This window comes from Lentzea chajnantorensis, assembly GCF_054300775.1.
On record NZ_JBSDZT010000002.1, the window covers coordinates 1545945 to 1564769 of the forward strand.

General features: G+C 71.2%; 20 protein-coding genes. 19 read left to right on the forward strand and 1 reads right to left on the reverse strand.

The features are described from left to right. The first annotated feature begins 55 nt into the window (after positions 1-55). The 15 genes from ACVDFE_RS08330 (at position 56) to ACVDFE_RS08400 (ending at position 12799) form a co-directional block, all read left to right on the forward strand. Entirely contained in the window at positions 56-1525 is a 1470-nt protein-coding gene (locus ACVDFE_RS08330; RefSeq protein WP_458430114.1) for a molybdopterin-dependent oxidoreductase, read from the forward strand. A 208-nt stretch (positions 1526-1733) separates the two neighbouring features. Further along, a complete protein-coding gene (locus ACVDFE_RS08335; protein WP_360399914.1) occupies positions 1734-2474 on the forward strand; it encodes a redox-sensing transcriptional repressor Rex in 741 nt (246 codons plus the stop codon). A 37-nt stretch (positions 2475-2511) separates the two neighbouring features. Then, complete coding sequence (locus ACVDFE_RS08340) at positions 2512-3828, forward strand: glutamyl-tRNA reductase (RefSeq protein ID WP_360399828.1); 1317 nt, start codon at positions 2512-2514, stop codon at positions 3826-3828. Further along, positions 3825-4760, forward strand: a complete 936-nt coding sequence (gene hemC / locus ACVDFE_RS08345) for a hydroxymethylbilane synthase (protein WP_360399825.1) — start codon at positions 3825-3827, stop codon at positions 4758-4760. Before ACVDFE_RS08340 ends, hemC begins: the two co-directional genes overlap by 4 nt. An 18-nt stretch (positions 4761-4778) precedes the next feature. After that, positions 4779-6311 carry a bifunctional uroporphyrinogen-III C-methyltransferase/uroporphyrinogen-III synthase gene (locus ACVDFE_RS08350; RefSeq protein ID WP_360399822.1) on the forward strand — a complete coding sequence of 511 codons (1533 nt, stop codon included), beginning with the start codon at positions 4779-4781 and terminating at the stop codon, positions 6309-6311. 79 nt (positions 6312-6390) lie between these two features. Then, positions 6391-7365 (forward strand): porphobilinogen synthase, encoded by a 975-nt coding sequence (gene hemB, locus ACVDFE_RS08355; RefSeq protein WP_458430115.1) that lies wholly within the window; start codon positions 6391-6393, stop codon positions 7363-7365. After that, complete coding sequence (locus tag ACVDFE_RS08360) at positions 7350-7865, forward strand: hypothetical protein (protein WP_360399816.1); 516 nt, start codon at positions 7350-7352, stop codon at positions 7863-7865. The genes hemB and ACVDFE_RS08360 overlap by 16 nt, the downstream gene beginning before the upstream one ends. Before the next feature lie 9 nt (positions 7866-7874). Beyond that, positions 7875-8318 carry a hypothetical protein gene (locus tag ACVDFE_RS08365; protein ID WP_458430116.1) on the forward strand — a complete coding sequence of 148 codons (444 nt, stop codon included), beginning with the start codon at positions 7875-7877 and terminating at the stop codon, positions 8316-8318. Further along, positions 8315-8731 (forward strand): hypothetical protein, encoded by a 417-nt coding sequence (locus ACVDFE_RS08370; protein WP_458430117.1) that lies wholly within the window; start codon positions 8315-8317, stop codon positions 8729-8731. The genes ACVDFE_RS08365 and ACVDFE_RS08370 overlap by 4 nt, the downstream gene beginning before the upstream one ends. Then, positions 8728-9348, forward strand: a complete 621-nt coding sequence (locus ACVDFE_RS08375) for a hypothetical protein (RefSeq protein ID WP_458430118.1) — start codon at positions 8728-8730, stop codon at positions 9346-9348. The genes ACVDFE_RS08370 and ACVDFE_RS08375 overlap by 4 nt, the downstream gene beginning before the upstream one ends. Next, complete coding sequence (locus tag ACVDFE_RS08380) at positions 9348-9770, forward strand: hypothetical protein (protein WP_360399804.1); 423 nt, start codon at positions 9348-9350, stop codon at positions 9768-9770. Before ACVDFE_RS08375 ends, ACVDFE_RS08380 begins: the two co-directional genes overlap by 1 nt. Continuing rightward, entirely contained in the window at positions 9767-10312 is a 546-nt protein-coding gene (locus ACVDFE_RS08385; RefSeq protein WP_458430119.1) for a hypothetical protein, read from the forward strand. The genes ACVDFE_RS08380 and ACVDFE_RS08385 overlap by 4 nt, the downstream gene beginning before the upstream one ends. Positions 10313-10323: 11 nt before the next feature. Next, positions 10324-11619, forward strand: a complete 1296-nt coding sequence (gene hemL, locus ACVDFE_RS08390; RefSeq protein ID WP_458430120.1) for a glutamate-1-semialdehyde 2,1-aminomutase — start codon at positions 10324-10326, stop codon at positions 11617-11619. Beyond that, on the forward strand, positions 11616-12245 hold the full coding sequence (locus ACVDFE_RS08395) for a histidine phosphatase family protein (RefSeq protein ID WP_360399796.1): 630 nt from the start codon (positions 11616-11618) through the stop codon (positions 12243-12245). The genes hemL and ACVDFE_RS08395 overlap by 4 nt, the downstream gene beginning before the upstream one ends. Beyond that, positions 12242-12799, forward strand: a complete 558-nt coding sequence (locus ACVDFE_RS08400; RefSeq protein WP_458430121.1) for a TlpA family protein disulfide reductase — start codon at positions 12242-12244, stop codon at positions 12797-12799. Before ACVDFE_RS08395 ends, ACVDFE_RS08400 begins: the two co-directional genes overlap by 4 nt. Before the next feature lie 176 nt (positions 12800-12975). Here ACVDFE_RS08400 and ACVDFE_RS08405 read toward each other — a convergent pair whose 3' ends face one another. Then, positions 12976-13968 (reverse strand): M64 family metallopeptidase, encoded by a 993-nt coding sequence (locus ACVDFE_RS08405; RefSeq protein ID WP_360399790.1) that lies wholly within the window; start codon positions 13966-13968, stop codon positions 12976-12978. Between the two features lie 127 nt (positions 13969-14095). Between ACVDFE_RS08405 and ACVDFE_RS08410 the strand changes: the two genes are divergently transcribed. From ACVDFE_RS08410 to ACVDFE_RS08425, 4 genes are all read left to right on the forward strand, one after another. Beyond that, the gene (locus ACVDFE_RS08410) at positions 14096-14872 is read left to right on the forward strand and encodes a cytochrome c biogenesis CcdA family protein (RefSeq protein WP_458430123.1); all 777 of its coding nucleotides are present in this window, start codon (positions 14096-14098) and stop codon (positions 14870-14872) included. A gap of 41 nt (positions 14873-14913) precedes the next feature. Next, on the forward strand, positions 14914-16389 hold the full coding sequence (resB, locus tag ACVDFE_RS08415) for a cytochrome c biogenesis protein ResB (RefSeq protein WP_360399911.1): 1476 nt from the start codon (positions 14914-14916) through the stop codon (positions 16387-16389). Beyond that, on the forward strand, positions 16389-17312 hold the full coding sequence (gene ccsB / locus ACVDFE_RS08420; protein WP_360399785.1) for a c-type cytochrome biogenesis protein CcsB: 924 nt from the start codon (positions 16389-16391) through the stop codon (positions 17310-17312). Before resB ends, ccsB begins: the two co-directional genes overlap by 1 nt. A 102-nt stretch (positions 17313-17414) precedes the next feature. Next, positions 17415-18815 (forward strand): AAA family ATPase, encoded by a 1401-nt coding sequence (locus tag ACVDFE_RS08425; RefSeq protein ID WP_458430124.1) that lies wholly within the window; start codon positions 17415-17417, stop codon positions 18813-18815. The last annotated feature ends 10 nt before the right edge of the window (positions 18816-18825 follow it).

Consider the following 18825-nt stretch of genomic DNA (forward strand, 5'->3'; position numbering starts at 1 on the left):
ACCGACCCCTTACGGGCCGTGCGAACCGGGGCCGGGTCGGTGTCGAATGAGAGGCATGAAGCCCGCCAAGGCCGCTCTCACGGGACTGCTCGCCGTCATCGCCGCTCTCGCGGCCGGGCACCTGGTGGCCGCGTTCGTGGGCCTGAGCGCCTCGCCGTACCTCGCGGTCGGCAACGCCGCCATCGACCTCACGCCGTCGTGGCTCAAGGACTTCGCCGTCGCCACGTTCGGCACCTACGACAAGCTCGTGCTGCTCACCGGCATGGCGCTGGTCCTCGCGGGCGTCGGCGTCGCGGCGGGCCTGCTCAGCCGCACCAGCCCCACCCCCGGCTCGGTGGTCGCGGTCGCGCTCGGCGTCGTCGGCATCGCGGCCGTGCTGAGCCGGCCGGACGTCGGCCAGCTCAGCGTCCTCGCACCGGTCGCGAGCCTCGCCGCCGGCCTCTACGTCTTCCGCTACCTGCACCGGGAGGCCCAGCACGACGGCGCGCGGCGGGACTTCCTCGTCACCGCCGGGCTCGCGGCCGTCGCGGGCGTCGCGGGGCAGCTGTTCGGCAGCCGGACCGACGTCGAGGGCTCCCGCCAGGCGATCGGCGAGCTCAAGGCCGCCACGCCAGCGCCGGAGCCGCCACCGGGCGCCGACTTCACCGGGGACGGCACGCCGAGCTTCATCACCAGCGGCGACGACTTCTACCGGATCGACACGGCGCTGAGCGTCCCGCGGCTCCGCGCCGAGGAGTGGTCGCTGCGGGTGCACGGCATGGTCGAACGGCCGACCGTGCTCACGTTCGACGACATCCGCAGGCGCGACCTCACAGAAGAGGTCATCACGCTGGCCTGCGTGTCCAACGAGGTCGGCGGCCCCTACATCTCCACCGCCAAGTTCATCGGCATCCCGATCGGCGACGTGCTGCGCGAGGCCGGCGTGCGGGCGGGCGCCGACCAGCTGTTCAGCACCAGCGACGACGGGTTCACCGCGGGCAGCCCGCTCGACTACGTGCTGGAACGCGGCATGATCGCGATCGGCATGAACGGCGAACCGCTGCCCGCCGAGCACGGCTTCCCCGCGCGGCTCGTCGTGCCCGGCCTCTACGGCTACGTCTCCGCCACCAAGTGGGTCACCGACCTCAACGTGACCACGTTCGCCAAGGACCAGGGCTACTGGATCCCGCGCGGCTGGGCGACCAGGGCGCCGATCAAGACGATGTCGCGGATCGACCGGCCCAGGGGGCTCGCGAAGGTCCGGGGCAGGACCGTCGTCGCGGGCACGGCGTGGGCGCAGCCGAAGGGCGTGGCCAAGGTCGAGGTCCGCTTCGACGGCGGGCCGTGGCGGGAGGCCGTCCTCGCCGCCGACGTCAGCGACAGCACGTGGCGGATGTGGCGGGTCGAGGAGGACCTCCGGCCCGGCAGTCACACGGTCGAGTGCCGGGCCACCGACAAGTCCGGGTACACCCAGGACCAGGCGCGCCTGGACCCCGTTCCCGACGGTGCGACGGGATGGCACTCGGTCACGTTCACCGTCGAGTAGGCGCTCACCCGGAATGATCATGAGCCGAGGAAGTGCTGGTCACAGCCCGTCACCGCCGTCGCGACCGGCGAGCGCCGACTTTGTGCATGCGTTCACAAGCGGTACGGTGTGAGCATCACCAACGCCGCGGGCTCCCTGCGGTGGAGCACACCCGGAGGTCGGACGCGTGGCAGCACAGCGGGGCGAAGGTGAGACGACCGCCACCCCTCTGGAGCCCGCCGACAGGGAGCGCGCGCGTGCGATCCCGGAGGCGGCGGTGGCCAGGCTCGCCGTCTACCTCCGCGTCCTGTCCGGCATGTCGGACCAGGGTGTGACCGCGGTCTCCAGCGAGGAGCTGAGCCAGGCGGCCGGCGTCAACGCCGCGAAGCTCCGCAAGGACCTGAGCTACATCGGCTCGTACGGCACGAGGGGCGTCGGGTACGACGTCGAGGTCCTCGTGAGCCACATCGAGCGCATCCTCGGCCTCACCCGCAACCACTCCGTGGCCGTCGTCGGCATCGGTAACCTTGGTCACGCTCTCGCCAACTACGGCGGGTTCCCCGGCCGCGGGTTCCCGGTCACCGCCCTGTTCGACGTGGACGCCGATCTCGTCGGAGTGCCTGTTGGGGGCATTCCGGTCAACCACATCGACGAGATCACCGCTGTTTGCATCGAGCGCGAGGTGTCGATCGGCGTGATCGCGACGCCGCCGCCCGCCGCTCAGTCGGTTTGCGACCGTTTGGTATCTGCGGGCGTGCAGTGCATCCTGAACTTCGCACCGGTTGTCCTCCAGGTTCCAGACAACGTCGAGGTGCGCAAGGTTGACTTGGCGGTCGAGATGCAGATCCTGTCGTTCCACGTCGCTCGGCGTGCGGACGAGGCTGTGCACGCAGCAGGCGGCGTCTCGGCGGGGATCGGCCCGGCAGGCAACAACGGACATGGTGTGGACGGGATGGTGATTCGCCCGTGAGCGTGAGCCAGACGGCTCCGGCAGACGTGGTGAGTGCATGAGCGTGCTCGTAGTCGGTCTCTCGCACCGCACCGCACCCGTCCCGGTCCTCGAACGCGTCACCGTGGCCGAGCCCCAGCTGCCGAAGGTCCTCGGCCAGCTGCTCGCCGCCCCGAGCGTCTCCGAGGCGATGGTCCTCTCCACCTGCAACCGGGTCGAGGTCTACGCCGTCGTCGAGTCGTTCCACGGCGGCATGTCCGAGGTCGTCGACGTGCTGGCCCAGCACGCCCAGGTCGACCCGCAGTCGCTGTACGAGCACTTTTACGTGCATTACGCCGCCGCTGCCGTCGAGCACCTGTTCTCCGTCGCGGCCGGCCTCGACTCGATGGTCGTCGGCGAGTCCCAGATCCTCGGTCAGCTGCGCGGTGCGTACGCGGCGGCGGACGAGGCGGGCACCGTCGGCAGGACCGTCCACGAGCTCACCCAGAACGCGCTGCGCGTCGGCAAGCGCGTGCACGCAGAGACCGGCATCGACCACGCGGGCGCGTCGGTCGTGTCCGAGGCCCTCGGTGACGCGGAGTCCGAGCTGGGCACCCTCGTCGGCAGGCGCGCGCTGCTCGTCGGCGCCGGCGCCATGGGCGGCCTGGCCGCCGCCCACCTGCGCAGGGCGGGCATCGGCGAGGTCGTCATCGCCAACCGGACGCAGGCCAACGGTGTGCGCCTCGCCACGTCCCTGCGGGCCGACGGCGTCCCCGCGACGGCCGTCGACCTCGCCGCGCTGGCCGTCGAGATCGACCTCGCGGACATCGTCTTCGCGTGCACCGGGTCGATCGACACGGTGGTCCGCGCGGACATGATCAGCGCCCGCTCGCGCCCGCTCGTCGTGTGCGACCTCGGCCTGCCCAAGGACGTCGACCCGGCCGCGGCCGAACTGCCGAACGTTCGTGTGGTGGACCTGGAAACGCTGCAGCGGCGCCTCTCGGACGCCCCGGCGGGACAGGACGCCAGGCTGGCTGCCCGGCTCGTCGCCGACGAGGTGAAGGCCTACCTCGCCACCCAGCGCTCCGCCGAGGTCACCCCGACCGTCACGGCGCTGCGCAAGCGGGCGGCCGAGGTGGTCGACGCCGAGCTGCTCCGCCTCGATTCGCGGCTTCCCGAACTGGACGCCGCGACACGCGGTGAATTGGCCAAGACGGTGCGCCGCGTTGTAGACAAGCTCCTGCACACGCCGACCGTCCGGGTGAAGGAGCTCGCAACCTCCCCCGGTGGTACCGGCTACGCGGAGGCTCTCCGCGAACTGTTCGGGCTCGACCCCCAGACGCCAGGGGCCGTCAGTCAGACCAAGCAAGCTTCTGTGGATGGTGAAACGCGGTGACCCGCACCCTACGGATCGGTACCCGTGGCAGCGCTCTGGCGCTCGCCCAGACGGGGACCGTGGCCGAGGCGCTCAAGGCTGCCGGAGCACAGGTCGAGATCGTCGTCATCAAGACGCCGGGCGACCTCTCCGACGCGCCCATCGCCCAGATCGGCATCGGCGTGTTCACGTCGGCCCTTCGTGACGCGCTCGCGAACGGCGAGATCGACGTCGCCGTCCATTCTTACAAGGACCTCCCGACCGCGCCGGACCCCCGTCTGGTGCTCGCGGCCGTGCCGCAGCGCGAGGACCCGCGTGACGCCCTCGTGGCGCGCGACGGGCTCACGCTCGGCGAGCTGCCGCCGGGGTCCACTGTGGGCACCGGTTCCCCGCGCCGTGCGGCGCAGCTGGAGGCCCTCGGCCTCGGGCTGAACGTGGTTCCGTTGCGCGGCAACGTGGACACCCGCATCGGCAAGGTCCGCAACGGCGACCTCGACGCCGTGGTGCTGGCTCGCGCCGGCCTCGCGCGCCTCGGTCGCACGAGCGAGATCACCGAGAGCCTGGAGCCCATCCAGATGCTTCCCGCACCCGCACAGGGCGCGTTGGCAGTGGAGTGCCGGATCGACGACGTCGACTCCGAGCACCTGATCCAGTCCACTTTGGACGACTCGGCCAGCCGGGCCGCTGTGACCGCGGAGCGCGCCATGCTGGCTGCGCTCGAAGCGGGCTGCAGCGCGCCGGTCGGCGCGCTGGCCGATGTGGTGGAGGACCTCGACGACGAGGGCAAGGTCGTGTACCGACTTTCCCTGCGCGGGGTCGCAGCGACGCCGGAGAACGATCTCCTCCGCGCGTCCGCCACCGGTGACTTGACCGAAGCTGAGGGACTCGGCCGGGCGCTGGCCGCCGAGTTGCTCGACCTCGGGGCCGCGGTTCTCAGCGGTCCAGAGGCGTAATCGATGGGGAGTGCCCTGATGACCCGCGCACGCAAGACCCCCGGACGCATCGCCTTCGTGGGCTCCGGCCCCGGCGACACCGGGCTGCTCACGGTCCGGGCCCACGACTTGCTCACCAGGGCTGAACTCGTGGTCACCGACCCGGACGTCCCCTCGGACGTCCTCGCGACCGTGGCGGAGGGAGTCGAGGTCCGCCCCGCCGTCGGCGAGTCCGCCGACGTGGCCAAGGACCTGGTGAACGAGGCGAAGAACGGCGCCACGGTCGTCCGCCTCGTCGCGGGTGACCCGCTGACGCTCGACTCGGTCGTCAAGGAGGCGCAGGCCGTCGCGAAGTCGACGATCCCGTTCGACGTCGTACCCGGCGTGCCCGCGGGCACCGCCGTACCGGCGTACGCGGGCGTCGCGCTCGGCGGCGTGCACACCGAGGTCGACGTGCGCGCGGTGACGGACTGGGCAGGCCTCGCGTCCGCCCCCGGCACCCTCGTGCTGCACGCGACCGGCTCGCACCTGGCGGAAGCCGCGTCGAACCTGGTCGAGAACGGTCTCGCGCCGCAGACGCCGGTCGCCGTGACCGCCGAGGGCACCGGTTTCCAGCAGCGCACCGTCGACACGACGCTGGCCGCCGCGGCCGCGGACGCCGGTGACCTGGGCGGCCCGCTGGTCGTCACGGTCGGTGCCGCCGCCGCCGCGCGCTCGAAGCTCTCCTGGTGGGAGTCGCGGGCGCTGTACGGCTGGCGCGTGCTGGTCCCGCGGACCAAGGAACAGGCCGGCGCGATGTCCGAGCGGCTGCACTCGCACGGCGCGATCGCCGTCGAGGTGCCGACGATCTCGGTCGAGCCGCCGCGCAGCCCCGCGCAGATGGAGCGCTCGGTCAAGGGCCTGGTCGACGGCCGCTACCAGTGGGTCGTCTTCACCTCGACCAACGCCGTGCGCGCCGTGTGGGAGAAGTTCCGCGAGTTCGGCCTGGACGCCCGCGCGTTCTCCGGCGTGAAGATCGCCTGCGTCGGCGAGGCCACGGCCGCGAAGGTGCGCTCGTTCGGCATCATCCCCGAGCTCGTGCCGTCCGGTGAGCAGTCGTCCGAGGGCCTCCTCAACGACTTCCCGCCCTACGACGACATCCTGGACCCGGTCGACCGCGTGCTGCTGCCGCGGGCCGACATCGCCACCGAGACGCTGGCCGCCGGCCTGCGCGAACGTGGCTGGGAGATCGACGACGTGACGGCGTACCGCACCGTGCGTGCGGCCCCGCCGCCCGCCGACACCCGCGAGATGATCAAGTCCGGTGGCTTCGACGCGGTGTGCTTCACCTCGTCGTCCACGGTGCGGAACCTGGTCGGCATCGCGGGCAAGCCGCACGCCCGCACGCTCGTCGCGTGCATCGGCCCGCAGACCGCCGAGACGGCGCGGGAGTTCGGCCTCCGGGTCGACGTGCAGCCCGAGGAGGCGAACGTGCCCGCGCTGGTCGACGCGCTGGCCGCCCACGCCGCCCGGTTGCGCGCCGAGGGAGCGCTGCCTCCTCCCCGCAAGACGAAGCGTCTGCGCAGGAGCTAGAAGACACTGAAGCCGTCGGGGCCACTCCAAGATCCTTTGGGTGGCCCCTTCGACTCTCTTGAAGTCAGGGAGTCAAGCGATGTACCCACTGCACCGGCCCCGGCGTCTGCGCACGACGCCCGCCATGCGCCGCCTCGTGTCCGAGACCGAGGTGCGCCCCCGGCAGCTGATCCTGCCGATGTTCGTCAAGGAGGGCCTGCGCGAGCCGGCCGAGATCACGAGCATGCCCGGCGTTCTCCAGCACACCCGTGACTCGCTGCGCAAGGCCGCGGTAGAGGCCGTGCAGGCGGGCGTCGGCGGCATCATGCTGTTCGGCGTCCCGGCCGAGCGCGACGCCGTCGGCTCCGCCGGCACCGACCCGGACGGCATCCTCAACGCCGCGCTGGTCGACCTGCGCGCGGAGCTGGGCGACAGCACCGTGCTGATGTCGGACTGCTGCCTCGACGAGTTCACCGACCACGGCCACTGCGGCGTGCTCGCCGCCGACGGCACCGTGGACAACGACGCCACCCTGCAGGCCTACGGCGAGCTGGCCGTGGCCCAGGCCCGCGCCGGTGCCCACGTCGTCGGCCCCAGCGGCATGATGGACGGCCAGGTCGCGTTCATCCGCAACGCCCTGGACGCCGCGGGCTTCGCCGACACCGGCATCCTCGCCTACGCGGTCAAGTACGCCTCGGCGTTCTACGGCCCGTTCCGCGAGGCCGTCGAGTCGCAGCTCGCCGGTGACCGCAAGACCTACCAGCAGGACCCGGCCAACGCCCGTGAGGCGATGCGCGAGGTGCAGCTCGACCTCGCCGAGGGCGCGGACATGGTCATGGTGAAGCCGGCGCTGCTGTACCTGGACGTGCTGCGCGCGGTCGCCGAGGTGTCGGACGTCCCCGTCGCGGCGTACCAGATCTCCGGCGAGTACGCGATGATCGAGGCCGCCGCCGCGAACGGCTGGATCGAGCGCGAGCGGTCGATCCTCGAGTCGCTGACGTCGATCCGGCGCGCCGGTGCCGACATCGTGCTGACCTACTGGGCCGTGGAAGCCGCGCGGTGGTTGGACCGGTAACCGCTCCACCGCCCGTCCCGAAGCTCGTGAACGCGGCGCGCTGGTTGTGGATCTCCAGCGCGCTGCTCGGGATGGTGCGGTTCGTCGCCGAGCTGTTCGACCGCGAGACGCTCGTGGCGGAGGCCCGGCGGCAGAACCCCGGGATGGGCCAGGACCAGGTCGACGCCGGCGTCAACGGTGGCATCCTGTTCGGACTGCTGATCGTCACGGCCGTGCTGCTGGCCTACACCCGGCTCGCGAACACCATGGCACGCGGGAAGAACTGGGCCCGCGTCGTGCTGACCGCGATCGGCGCCGCGTCCGTCCTCTTCGGAGTGTTCCGGGTGTTCGCCTGGGCCAGTGGGATCGCCGCCGAGGTCGGTGTGGTGCTGCGGCCGGTCGACCTGGTGGTCACGGTCGTCACCGCCGGTCTGGACGCCACCGCGATCGTGCTGATGTGGCGGTCGTCCGCGCACTTCAGGACGCGCGTCGCGGTGGACACCGACTTCCTGCGGCCCTAAGTTCCGACCGTGACGTCTCCGAAGCGGTCGGGTGCTCCCGGCACGATCACCGCGGGGTTCTGGCTGGTCGTGGTCGGCATGGCGTTCGTCGTGCTCACCTCGCTCTTCCTGTGGGTCAACCGGCAGGTGCTCATCGACGCCCAGGTGAAGGCGAACACCGACCAGGGGCTCACCGCGCAGGAGATCGCCGACCTGGTGCCGACGGTGCTGCTGGTCGCGCTCGGCGTGAACGTGCTGCTGGCCGCGCTGGCGGTGTTCTTCGGCAACCGGGTCCGCCAGGGCTCGCGCAGGAGCCGCACGAGCCTGTTCATCACGCTGATGATCGCGCTGTTCTTCCAGCTGTTCGTCGACAACCTGCTCGGGCTGGTCGTCGTCGTGATCGCGCTGGGTGGTCTCGCGCTGCTGTTCTTCCGCCAGTCCACCGACTACCTCACCCGTGAGCAGGCGCTGTGAAGGAACCGCTGGAGGACACCGGAACGCCCAGGACGGTGCGGACCGCGGTCGGGCTGTGGCTCGCCATCGCCGTGTTCGTGCTGTTCGTGACCGCGGGGCTGTGGTTCCAGCGCGGGCAGGTGCAGGAGCTCACGAGGTGGACGTCCGGGCAGGTCACGAGCTTCCTGACCACGCTCACCGTGATCGCGGTGCTGTTCGCGGCCGCCTACGCCTGGCTGACCCGCGCGTTCCTGCGCCGCAGGAAGTGGGCTCGGATCGCGGTGTCGGTGATCGCGGTCGTGCACATGATCTGGCTGCTGTTCCTCGGGGTGAGCGCGGCGAACCTGGTCACGTTGCTGCTCATCTCCGTCGCAATCGTCTTCACGTGGCAGTCGCGTACGGCACAGTGGTTCGCGGAGGTGCGTGACGAGTGAGCGATCCGCAGGGCTCCTGGCAGAACCCGGAGCAGTGGCAGAACCCCGGCCAGTACCAGGCGGCGCCCTACGAGGCCGGCCAGTACCCGCAGCCGACGAGCCAGTACCAGGTGCAGCCGGTGCACAACCCGGCCTGGTCGATGGCACCGCTGACCCCGGTGCCGCCCCAGGAGCTGGCGCCGCCGCGACCGGCGACGATCACCGCGGCGATGTGGACCTGGATCGCCGCCGCGGTCCTCGCGGTCGCCGTGCTGCCGGTGCTGATCCTCGGCAACGCCGACGCGCTGATCGGTGACTCGACGATCAGGGAGGACGACCGGCAGGCGGCTGAGCTGGGCGTGACGACGATCGCGGTGTTCGCGGGCTTCGGCATGCTCGTGGCGGCCGCGCCGTACGTGGCGTTCGCGGTCGTGCTGCGCAACGGGCAGAACTGGGCGCGAATCCTGCTGACCATCCTCGGCGCGCTCGGGTTGCTGAACATGATCGGCACGCTGCTGTTCGCCGTGCGCGCCGACTCGTGGCAGCCGGGGGTGCTGCTGACGCTGCTGGTGATGGGGCTGACCGTCGCGGCCGTGGTGCTGCAGTTCATGCCGGCGTCGAACAGGTACGTGCGTTAGTGCCCCTGTACCAGGAGTCCGGCAGCAGCCGGTGGCCGCTGGTGTGGGGACCGGCGTTCGCCGTCGCGGGCTACCTGGTCGAGCTGATCACCGGGCCCGCGTCCGTCGCGCTGTGGACGATCGTGGGCCTGGGGCTGCTGCTGGCCGCGTTCCTGTGGGTCAACGGGCGGCGCAAGGTCGGCAGCGTGCGGCTGACGACCGAGGACGTGCAGTTCGGGCGGGAACGCCTGCCGGTTGCGATGGTCGAGGCGTTCCGCGACGTGGGCGCGCCGACCGGGGCGCGGGTGCTCGGCGGTGGCTGGTCGGTGCCCAAGGGGACGACCGCCGTGCCGTTGCGGCTGTTCGACGGCACCGTGGTGCTCGGGTGGGCGCGCGATCCGGAAGCCTTGGTCGCCGCGCTGCTCAAGGTCGTGAGAGGGTGAGCGACGTGACAGAGGCGAGGTCGGACACCGGGTCGTCGGACACCGAGACGCCGGGGACCGGGTCGGCCGGGACCGAGGCGACTGGAACCGGGGCGACCGGGACCGGGGCGACCGCGGCCGGAGCGGCCGGTGCCGGGTCGCCCGCGCCCGCCGGTGGCGGGCCAGCCGAGCTGGCCGAGGAGTTCGAGCCCACCGCGGAGGAGCGTTCCCACGCGGCGGCCCTCGCGCAGGGCCCGTACCCCGCCACGCAGCCCGCTCCCGACCTCCACCAGCCCAAACGCGCCCTGATCGCCGCCGGTGAGCTGGTGGTGGCCGTCGTCCTCGTGCTGGTCGCCGTCTGGGCGTGGAACCGGGGCATCAGCACGCTCGCCTACCCGCTCGAAGGCCGCGACCCGCTGATCTCGACCCGCTACGAGGGCAACTGGCTGGGCACGGCCGTCGCCGCCGTCACGGTGTCCGCGATCCTGCTGCTCGACGCGGTCCGCCAGCTCGTGCTGGCCGCGCGCACCCGGCCGGGGAAAGCCGCCGACGCCGACGTGTGAGACTGGGGTACGTGACTGCGAGTCGATCCCAGGCCCTGTTCGAGCGCGCGTCGACGCTGACCCCCGGCGGGGTCAACTCTCCGGTGCGGGCGTTCCACTCCGTCGGCGGCACGCCGCGGTTCATGGTCCGCGGCGAGGGCCCGCACCTGTGGGACGCCGACGGCAACCGCTACGTCGACCTGGTGTCGTCGTGGGGCCCGATGATCCTCGGCCATGCCCACCCCGCCGTCGTCGAGGCGGTGCAGAAGGCCGCGGTCCACGGCCTGTCGTTCGGCACGCCGACCGAGGGGGAGATCGACCTCGCGGCCGAGATCGTCGACCGGGTCGAGCCGGTCCGCCAGGTCCGGCTGGTCAACTCCGGCACCGAGGCCACGATGAGCGCGATCCGCCTCGCGCGCGGCTTCACCGAGCGCCGCAAGGTCATCAAGTTCGCCGGCTGCTACCACGGCCACGTCGACGCGCTGCTGGCCCAGGCCGGCTCCGGCGTCGCCACGCTGGGCCTGCCGACCTCGCCCGGCGTCACGGGCGCGCAGGCCGCGGACACGCTGGTGCTGCCGTACAACGACATCGAGGCCGTGCGCGCGGCGTTCGCGGAGAACCCCGGCGAGATCGCCTGCGTGATCACCGAGGCCGCGGCGGGCAACATGGGTGCCGTCGCCCCGCTCGCCGACTTCAACCAGGGCCTGCGCGACCTCTGCGACGCCGACGGTGCGTTGCTGATCATGGACGAGGTCATGACCGGCTTCCGCGTCTCGCGCGCCGGCTGGTACGGCCTGGAGCGGGTCAAGGGCGACCTCTACACGTTCGGCAAGGTCATGTCCGGCGGTCTGCCCGCGGCGGCGTTCGGCGGCCGCGCGGACGTGATGGCCCGCCTCGCGCCCTCCGGCCCCGTCTACCAGGCGGGCACCCTGTCCGGGAACCCCGTGGCCGTGGCGGCCGGCCTGGCCACGCTGCGCGCCGCCGACGAGGACGTCTACCAGGCGCTGGACCGCAACGCGACCCGCCTGGGCGCGCTGTTCACCGCCGCGCTGACCGAGGCGGGCGTCGAGCACCGCGTGCAGTTCGCCGGAAACCTGGTGAGCGTGTTCTTCGGTTCTGAAGAGGTGAAGGACTACGCGGGCGCCCAGACGTGCGAGACGTGGCGCTTCCCGCCGTTCTTCCACGCCCTGCTCGACCGCGGCGTCTACGCGCCGCCGTCGGCGTTCGAGGCGTGGTTCGTCAACGCCGCACTGGGTGAAGAGGAGTTCGCCGTGATCGCCGACGCGCTGCCCCACGCGGCCCGCGCCGCCAAGGAGGCCCGCAAGTGACCAGCACCGTCGTCCACCTGCTCCGCCACGGCGAGGTGCACAACCCGACCGGCATCCTCTACGGCCGCATCCCCGGCTTCAAGCTGTCCGAACGCGGCCAGAAGCAGGCGCTGACCGTGGCCGAGCACCTCGCCGACCACGACGTCGTGCACGTCGTCGCGTCCCCGCTCGACCGCGCCCAGCAGACCGCGGCACCGATCGCCGACTCCCACCGCCTGGAGCTCGCCACCGACGAGCGCCTGATCGAGGCGGACAACCAGTTCGAGGGCCTGAAGGTCTCCGTCGGCGACGGCGCCCTGCGCTCCCCGGAGCACTGGCCGAAGCTCGTGAACCCGTTCAAGCCCTCCTGGGGTGAGCCGTACATCGAGATCGCCCACCGCATGCTCGGCGCCATCCAGCGCGCCCGTGTTGCCGCCGAGGGTCACGAGGCCGTCTGCGTGTCCCACCAGCTGCCGATCTGGACCGTCCGCCGGTTCCTGGAGGGCAAGCGCATGTGGCACGACCCGCGCAGGCGCGAGTGCTCGCTCGCCTCCCTGACCTCGCTGCACTTCGAGGGCGAACAGCTGGTGCGCATCAGGTACTCCGAGCCGGCCGGCGCCACGAACCCGCGGGTGACCGGGGCATGAAACGCCTGCTCGTGCTGCTCCTGCTCGTCTCGGGCTGCACCGTCGGCAAGGACGCGTCCCAGGTCGGCGGCGGCGACTTCTACCTCGTCGCCCCCGGCGGCCAGGTGAACCTCCGCTACGACGTCGCGGACCGCAAACCCCTCAAGGGCCTCGAAGGCGAGTCGCTGCTGGAGCCCGGCAAGACGGTCCGGCTCTCCGACTACGCGGGCAAGCCCGTCGTGGTCAACATCTGGGGAGCCTGGTGCGGGCCCTGCCGCACCGAGGCGCCGGAGATGCAGAAGCTGTACGAGGCGGGGACGCAGGTCATCGGAATCGACGTGAAGGAGACCTCGCCGGAACACCCGCGGGACTTCATGAAGGTCCGGAAGCTGACCTACCCGTCCATCTACGACCCGTCGGGACGCAGCTTCATCAACGTGTTCAAGGGGTTGTCGCCCAACTCGGTGCCGTCGACGTTCGTGCTCGACAAGGAGCACCGGGTCGCGGCGGTGTTCCTGCAGGCGGTGCTGGAGTCGGACCTCAAGCCCGTGGTGGAGGAACTCGCCAAGGAGTGACCCTGCCTCCCCGCATTCGCACGTCACGCGGGGGCCCCGCGTTCCCTCAGGGGGAACGTAGGGCTCCCGCGTGACTTTTCAAGGGGTACGTAGGGTCCCCGCGTGCCCTCCAGGGGTACGTGGGGTCCCCGCGTGACTTTCAGGGAGCGGGGGATGGGCGGGGCTGCGGCACTCGGTCAGTCGGCCGGGGCCGGTGCGGTCGGGGTGGTCAGCGACGGGATCTTGGCCTTGAACGCCTTCACCATCGCCTCCCGCCCGATCGAGTTGAACTCCTTGCCCAGCGTGCGCATGATCGAGTTCTGGGTCGGCCGGTACAGCCCGTTCTTGTAGTACCGGGCACCCTCGACCGGTGCGATCACGCCGCCGTCCGGGGAGGGCTGGCCGAGGTGGGCCGACCACTTCAGTGCCCCGGTCGGGTCCTTGGTGACGTTGACCTCGCGCGGTTCGGAACCCGTGTAGGTGGCGTAGGGGTAGTCGTACTCGTCGGCGAGGCCGCCGATGGAGTGGCCGAGCTCGTGGACGGCGATCTGGCCCGCCTGGTCGTTGGAGCCGGCGGCGGTGGCGACGGAACCGCCTGCGCCGCCGTACTTCGCGGTGTTGCCGAGGGCGATGACCTGGTCGGCGGCGGGGGCGAGGGCGGCGAACTGCTTGGCCTTCGTCTCGTTCACGCACAGGAGGCGCTCGGTGTTCGGGTCGCGGCCCTGGCACCAGAAGCCCATGTCCAGTGCGGTGTTCCTCTCGACGCCCTTGGCCGGGTCGTTGTCCACGCCGGACTCCGCGGAGACGACGTTGACCTGCCAGACGTTGAAGTAGTCCTTGTAGGACGCGAACGGTTCCACGGCGGACAGCTCCGTCCACTTGCTGAGGACGTTCGCGGTGTAGGTCGGCAGGTCCGCCTCGGTGTAGCCGTCGCCGACGAAGACGAGGTCGAAGCGGTCGGCCGAGTCGCCGGTCACCTGGACCGGGACGACCTCGGCCGCGGCCAGTGTGCGCAGGTCGGTGGCTCTTTCCTTGGGAGCCTTGGGTGTGAGGGCCTGGGTGATGGAGCCGTCCTCGTTGAAGACCTCGCGCCACTCCATCGCGGGGGCTGCGCCGCCGGCCGGGGACTGGGCGAAGAGGGCCAGGGCGGTGACGGTCAACGCCGGGAAGATCAGCCGGGAACGTCGCATGTGATGACGCTAAGCACACGTGTTGTCACCCACAAGGCGGCAATCGTCGGTACTTCCGGCCCAAGGGCGCGACCCGAAGGTGACACCGGTCGTCGCGTGATCTGGGCAACTACCTACCCTGAGGTGTGTGAACCCCACCGATCTGGCGATCTCCGGGCCGTTGCTGCTGGCCACCGGGGTTGCCTTGCTCGCTGGCTTCATCTCCTTCGCCTCCCCGTGCGTGGTGCCGCTGGTGCCCGGCTACCTGGCGTACCTGGCCGGACTGGTCGGTGCCGAGGCGCCGCGGGTCGAGGCGAACGAGCCGGCCAAGGCAGGGCGGTGGCGGGTCGCGGGTGCGTCGTTGCTGTTCGTGCTCGGGTTCACCGTGGTCTTCGCGCTGGCGTCGATGGCGGTGCTCGGGGTCTCGCACGCGCTGCTCTTCAACGCCGACCTGTTCCAGCGGATCGGTGGCGTCGTCACGATCCTCATGGGACTCGTGTTCATCGGGCTGGTGCCCGCGCTGCAGAAGGACGTGCGGTTCCACAGCAGGCCGAAGGCCGGGCTCGTCGGGGCGCCGCTGCTCGGTGCGGTGTTCGCGCTCGGGTGGACGCCGTGCCTCGGGCCGACGCTCGCCGGGGTGCTGGCGGTGGCGCAGAGCACCGAGGTCGGGTCGATGTCGGCGCGCGGTGCGGTGCTGGTGCTGGCCTACTGCCTGGGGCTCGGGTTGCCGTTCGTGGTGCTGGCGCTCGGGGCGCGGTGGGCGCTGGGCGTGACGAAGTGGCTGCGCGCGCACGCGCGGCAGGTGCAGGTCTTCGGCGGGGTGCTGCTGATCCTCGTCGGCATCGCGCTCGTCACCGGGCTCTGGGGTGAGTTCGTCGGGTGGCTGCGCTACTCGTTCGTCGACGTAGTGGAGTTGCCGCTCTAGTGACCGCCTTCCTGCGCAACACGTGGCGCGGCCTCACCTCCATGAGGACCGCGCTCACCCTGCTGTTCCTCCTCGCGCTCGCGGCCATGCCCGGCGCGTTGCTGCCGCAGCGGTCGCTGAACTCCGCGCGGGTCGACGACTACGTCCGCGAACGTGGCTGGTGGGGTGAGCTCCTGCAGGACCTCGGCTTCTTCGAGGTCTACGCGACGCCGTGGTTCGCGGCGATCTACCTGCTGCTGTTCACGAGCCTCGTCGGCTGCCTGCTGCCGCGCACGGTCGAGTACTTCAAGCAGATGCGCGCGAAGCCGGTGCTGACGCCGCGCAACCTCTCCCGCATGCCGCACCACGCGCAGGCCGAGCTCGACATCACGCCGGACGAGGCGGTCGCCAGGGCGAAGAAGGCCATGCGCGGCTGGCGGATGGAGACCGGCGAGGGCACGGTCAGCGCCGAGCGCGGGTTCCTGCGCGAGACCGGCAACCTGGTCTTCCACTTCGCGCTGCTCGGGCTGCTCGTCTCGTTCGCGCTGGGCAAGATGTACAACTACGAGGGCCAGGTCATCGTCCAGGCCGACGGCGGCCAGTTCTGCAACGGCGGCATCTTCAACTACGACCAGTTCCGGCCCGGTCTGCGCATCGACGGCACCGACCTCACGCCGTTCTGCGTCGAGATCGGCAAGTTCTCCGCCGAGTACCTCGACAACGGTCAGCCCGTCGGCTACCAGGCCGACATCCGCTACCAGTCCGGCGCCGACCTGGAGACGAACACCTGGCGGCCGTACACGCTGCAGGTCAACCACCCGCTGCGGACCAGCGGCGACCGGCTCTACCTGCTCGGCCACGGCTACACACCCACGTTCACGGTGACGTTCCCCAACGGGGAGAAGCGCACGCAGGGCATCCAGTGGCTGCCGACCGACCAGCTGACGCTCGCCTCCGAGGGCGCGACGAAGTTCGACCCGCCGGGCATCACCGACTCCGAGCAGCGGCGCAAGAACCAGATCGCGGTCACCGGCCTGCTGGCGCCGACGCCGTTGCTGCACGGCAACATCCTGAACTCGAAGTTCCCCGCGCTGAACGCCCCGATGGTCGCCGTCGACGTGTACCGCGGCGACCTCGGCGTGGACGACGGGCGCGGGCAGTCGATCTTCTCGATCGATCAGGAGCTGGTGGAGCAGGGCCGGTTGCAGAAGGTCGCGCGCAAGAACCTCGCGCTGGGCGAGGAGATCGCGCTCGACGACGGCACGAAGGTCCGGTTCGACTCGGTCAACGACTGGGTGTCGTTGCAGGTCTCGCACGACCCCACCCAGGGGTACGTGCTCGCGTTCGCCGTGCTGATCATCCTCGGGCTCGGCGTCTCGCTCACGGTCAAGCGCCGTCGCGTCTGGGTGCGTGCGACTCCTCGGGAGGACGGGCGTACGTTGGTCGAGGTCGGCGGCCTCGCCCGCACTGACCAGGCCGGATACGGCGAGGAGTTCACGCGGCTGGCCCGCGCGGTGTTGATAGGGGAGAAGTCCTGATGCCGGTCAACGAGACACTCGCGACCTACAGCGACTGGCTGTACCGCAGCGCCCTCGGCGTCTACCTCTTCGCGATGGCGTTCTACCTGGTCGAACAGGCCTTCACGCGGGCGCCGCGCAAGGCCGAGGCGCTGGTGGGCGCCGGTGCGCCGGTCCCGGGACCGGCCGAGGAACCGACCAGGCGCGAGGTCTCGCGGCCGGAGCGGTTCGGCCGCATGGGTGCCGCGCTGACCGTGCTCGGCGCGGTGCTGCACCTGGGTTCGCTGGTCATGCGCGGCCTGTCCGCGGGGCGGGCGCCCTGGGGCAACATGTACGAGTACATGTCGCTGCTGTGCCTGGCCGCGGTGGTGGCGTGGATCGTGCTGATGGCGAAGTTCCCCATCCGCCGCCTCGGCGCGTTCGTGCTGGTGCCGATCTGGGTGCTGCTGTTCCTCGGCGGCACGGTGCTCTACGCCGAGTCCGCGCCCGTGCAGCCGGCGCTGCGCTCGTACTGGCTCGTGATCCACGTCTCGGTGATCTCGATCTCGTCCGGCGTCCTGCTGATCCCCGGTGTGGCCTCGGTCCTCTACCTGCTGAAGGACGGCAGGGACGACCGGCTGCCGAGGCTGCCGTCGGCCGACGTGCTCGACCGCCTGGCCTACCGCACGACGGTGCTGGCGTTCCCCTTGTTCACCGCGGGCATCATCTGCGGCGCCATCTGGGCGGAGGCGGCCTGGGGCCGGTTCTGGGGCTGGGACCCCAAGGAGACCGTGGCGTTCGTGTCGTGGGTCGTCTACGCGGCCTACCTGCACGCCCGTGCGACGGCCGGCTGGCGTGGCCGCGGGGCCGCGTGGATCAACGTGGCCGGGTTCGCGCTGAACGTGTTCAACCTGTTCTTCATCAACTTGGTCACCAGCGGGTTGCATTCCTACGCGGGTCTCTAACGAGTTAGCCCCCACGTCGATGGAACCGTTGCCGGTTGCGTACCGTCGCAACCCGGGGGTCGGGGAGGTCTCGATCCTCCTTGCTCAGGGAGGGCCACAGCGGTGACACGGCAACCACCGGGTGAGGAACAGGGCTCGGGCCCGCAGTACGTCGACCCGCAGACGGCCTACCTCGACCCGCAGCAGTCCGGTCCGCAGCAGATCAGCGGCCAGTCCGGCGCGTACCCCGTCGCCGGCGGTCAGTCAGGCCCCTACCCGGCACCGCACGGTTCCGGCGCGTACCAGGTCCCCGGCGGGTCGGGCGCGTACCCGGTGCAGGGCGGCTCCGGTGCGTACCCGGTGCAGGGCGGCCAGTCGGGGCCCTACCAGGTGCCCGGCGGGCAGTCCGGCGCGTACCCGGTGCCCGGTGGGCAGTCCGGCGCGTACCCGGTGCCCGGTGGGCAGTCCGGGCCGTACCCGGTGGCCGGCCAGTCCGGGCCGCACCAGGTCGGCGGCGGCCAGTCCGGTCAGCACAGCACGGCCCAGTACGGCCAGTTCGCCGGCCAGCAGTACCCGAACAACTTCCCGCAGCAGCAGTACCGCTCGCAGGCCCAGGAAGTCTCGTCGCAGCAGCTGATCAAGAAGGAGAAGCGCCCGCCGTCGTCCGGCTGGCGCAAGTCGCTCCACTCGATGAGCGGCGGCCTGATCAACCTCGGCGAGAGCCCGGCGGACCTGCGCCGGCGTGAGCTGATCGCGCGGATCAACCAGCCGCTGCGCGGGTGCTACAAGATCGCGATGCTGTCGCTGAAGGGCGGCGTCGGCAAGACCACGACGACCACCACGCTGGGCTCGACGTTCTCGTCGCTGCGCGGTGACCGGGTCATCGCCGTGGACGCGAACCCGGACCGCGGCACGCTGGCGCTGAAGATCCCGCGGGAGACCACGGCGACCGTGCGGCACCTGCTGCGCGACGCTTCGCGGATCACGAAGTACAGCGACGTGCGCGCGTACACCTCGCAGTCGCCGTCCCGCCTGGAGGTGCTCGCCTCCGAGCAGGACCCGGCGGTGTCGGAGGCGTTCAGCGAGGACGACTACCGGCGCACGGTGGCGTTGCTGGAGCACTTCTACAACATCGTGCTCACCGACTGCGGCACCGGACTGATGCACTCGGCCATGAAGGGCGTGCTGGACGAGGCGGACTCGCTGGTCCTGGTGTCGTCCGGGTCGGTCGACGGCGCGCAGACGTCGGCGGCCACGCTGGACTGGTTGGAGGCGCACGGCTACGGCGCACTGGTCGCCAAGTCCGTGTGCGTCATCAACTCGGTGCGGCCGAAGTCCGGCAAGGTCGACCTGGACAAGCTCTCCGCGCACTTCGCGCAGCGCTGCCGGTCCGTGGTCCGCATGCCGTTCGACGCGCACCTGGAGGAAGGCGCCGAGATCGAGCTGGACAAGCTCGCGCCGGAGACGCGCCTGGCGCTGCTGGAGCTCGCCGCGGTGGTCGCGGACGACTTCCCCAACACCTAGGCGCTGGTCG

Coding starts and splice junctions, on each gene's coding strand:
- ACVDFE_RS08350 (WP_360399822.1), top strand. CDS start 4,779: ATGACCCGCGCACGCAAGACCCCCGGACGCATCGCCTTCGTGGGCTCC.
- ACVDFE_RS08405 (WP_360399790.1), bottom strand. CDS start 13,968: ATGCGACGTTCCCGGCTGATCTTCCCGGCGTTGACCGTCACCGCCCTG.
- ACVDFE_RS08330 (WP_458430114.1), top strand. CDS start 56: ATGAAGCCCGCCAAGGCCGCTCTCACGGGACTGCTCGCCGTCATCGCC.
- resB (WP_360399911.1), top strand. CDS start 14,914: ATGAGGACCGCGCTCACCCTGCTGTTCCTCCTCGCGCTCGCGGCCATG.
- hemB (WP_458430115.1), top strand. CDS start 6,391: ATGTACCCACTGCACCGGCCCCGGCGTCTGCGCACGACGCCCGCCATG.
- ACVDFE_RS08400 (WP_458430121.1), top strand. CDS start 12,242: ATGAAACGCCTGCTCGTGCTGCTCCTGCTCGTCTCGGGCTGCACCGTC.
- ccsB (WP_360399785.1), top strand. CDS start 16,389: ATGCCGGTCAACGAGACACTCGCGACCTACAGCGACTGGCTGTACCGC.
- ACVDFE_RS08340 (WP_360399828.1), top strand. CDS start 2,512: ATGAGCGTGCTCGTAGTCGGTCTCTCGCACCGCACCGCACCCGTCCCG.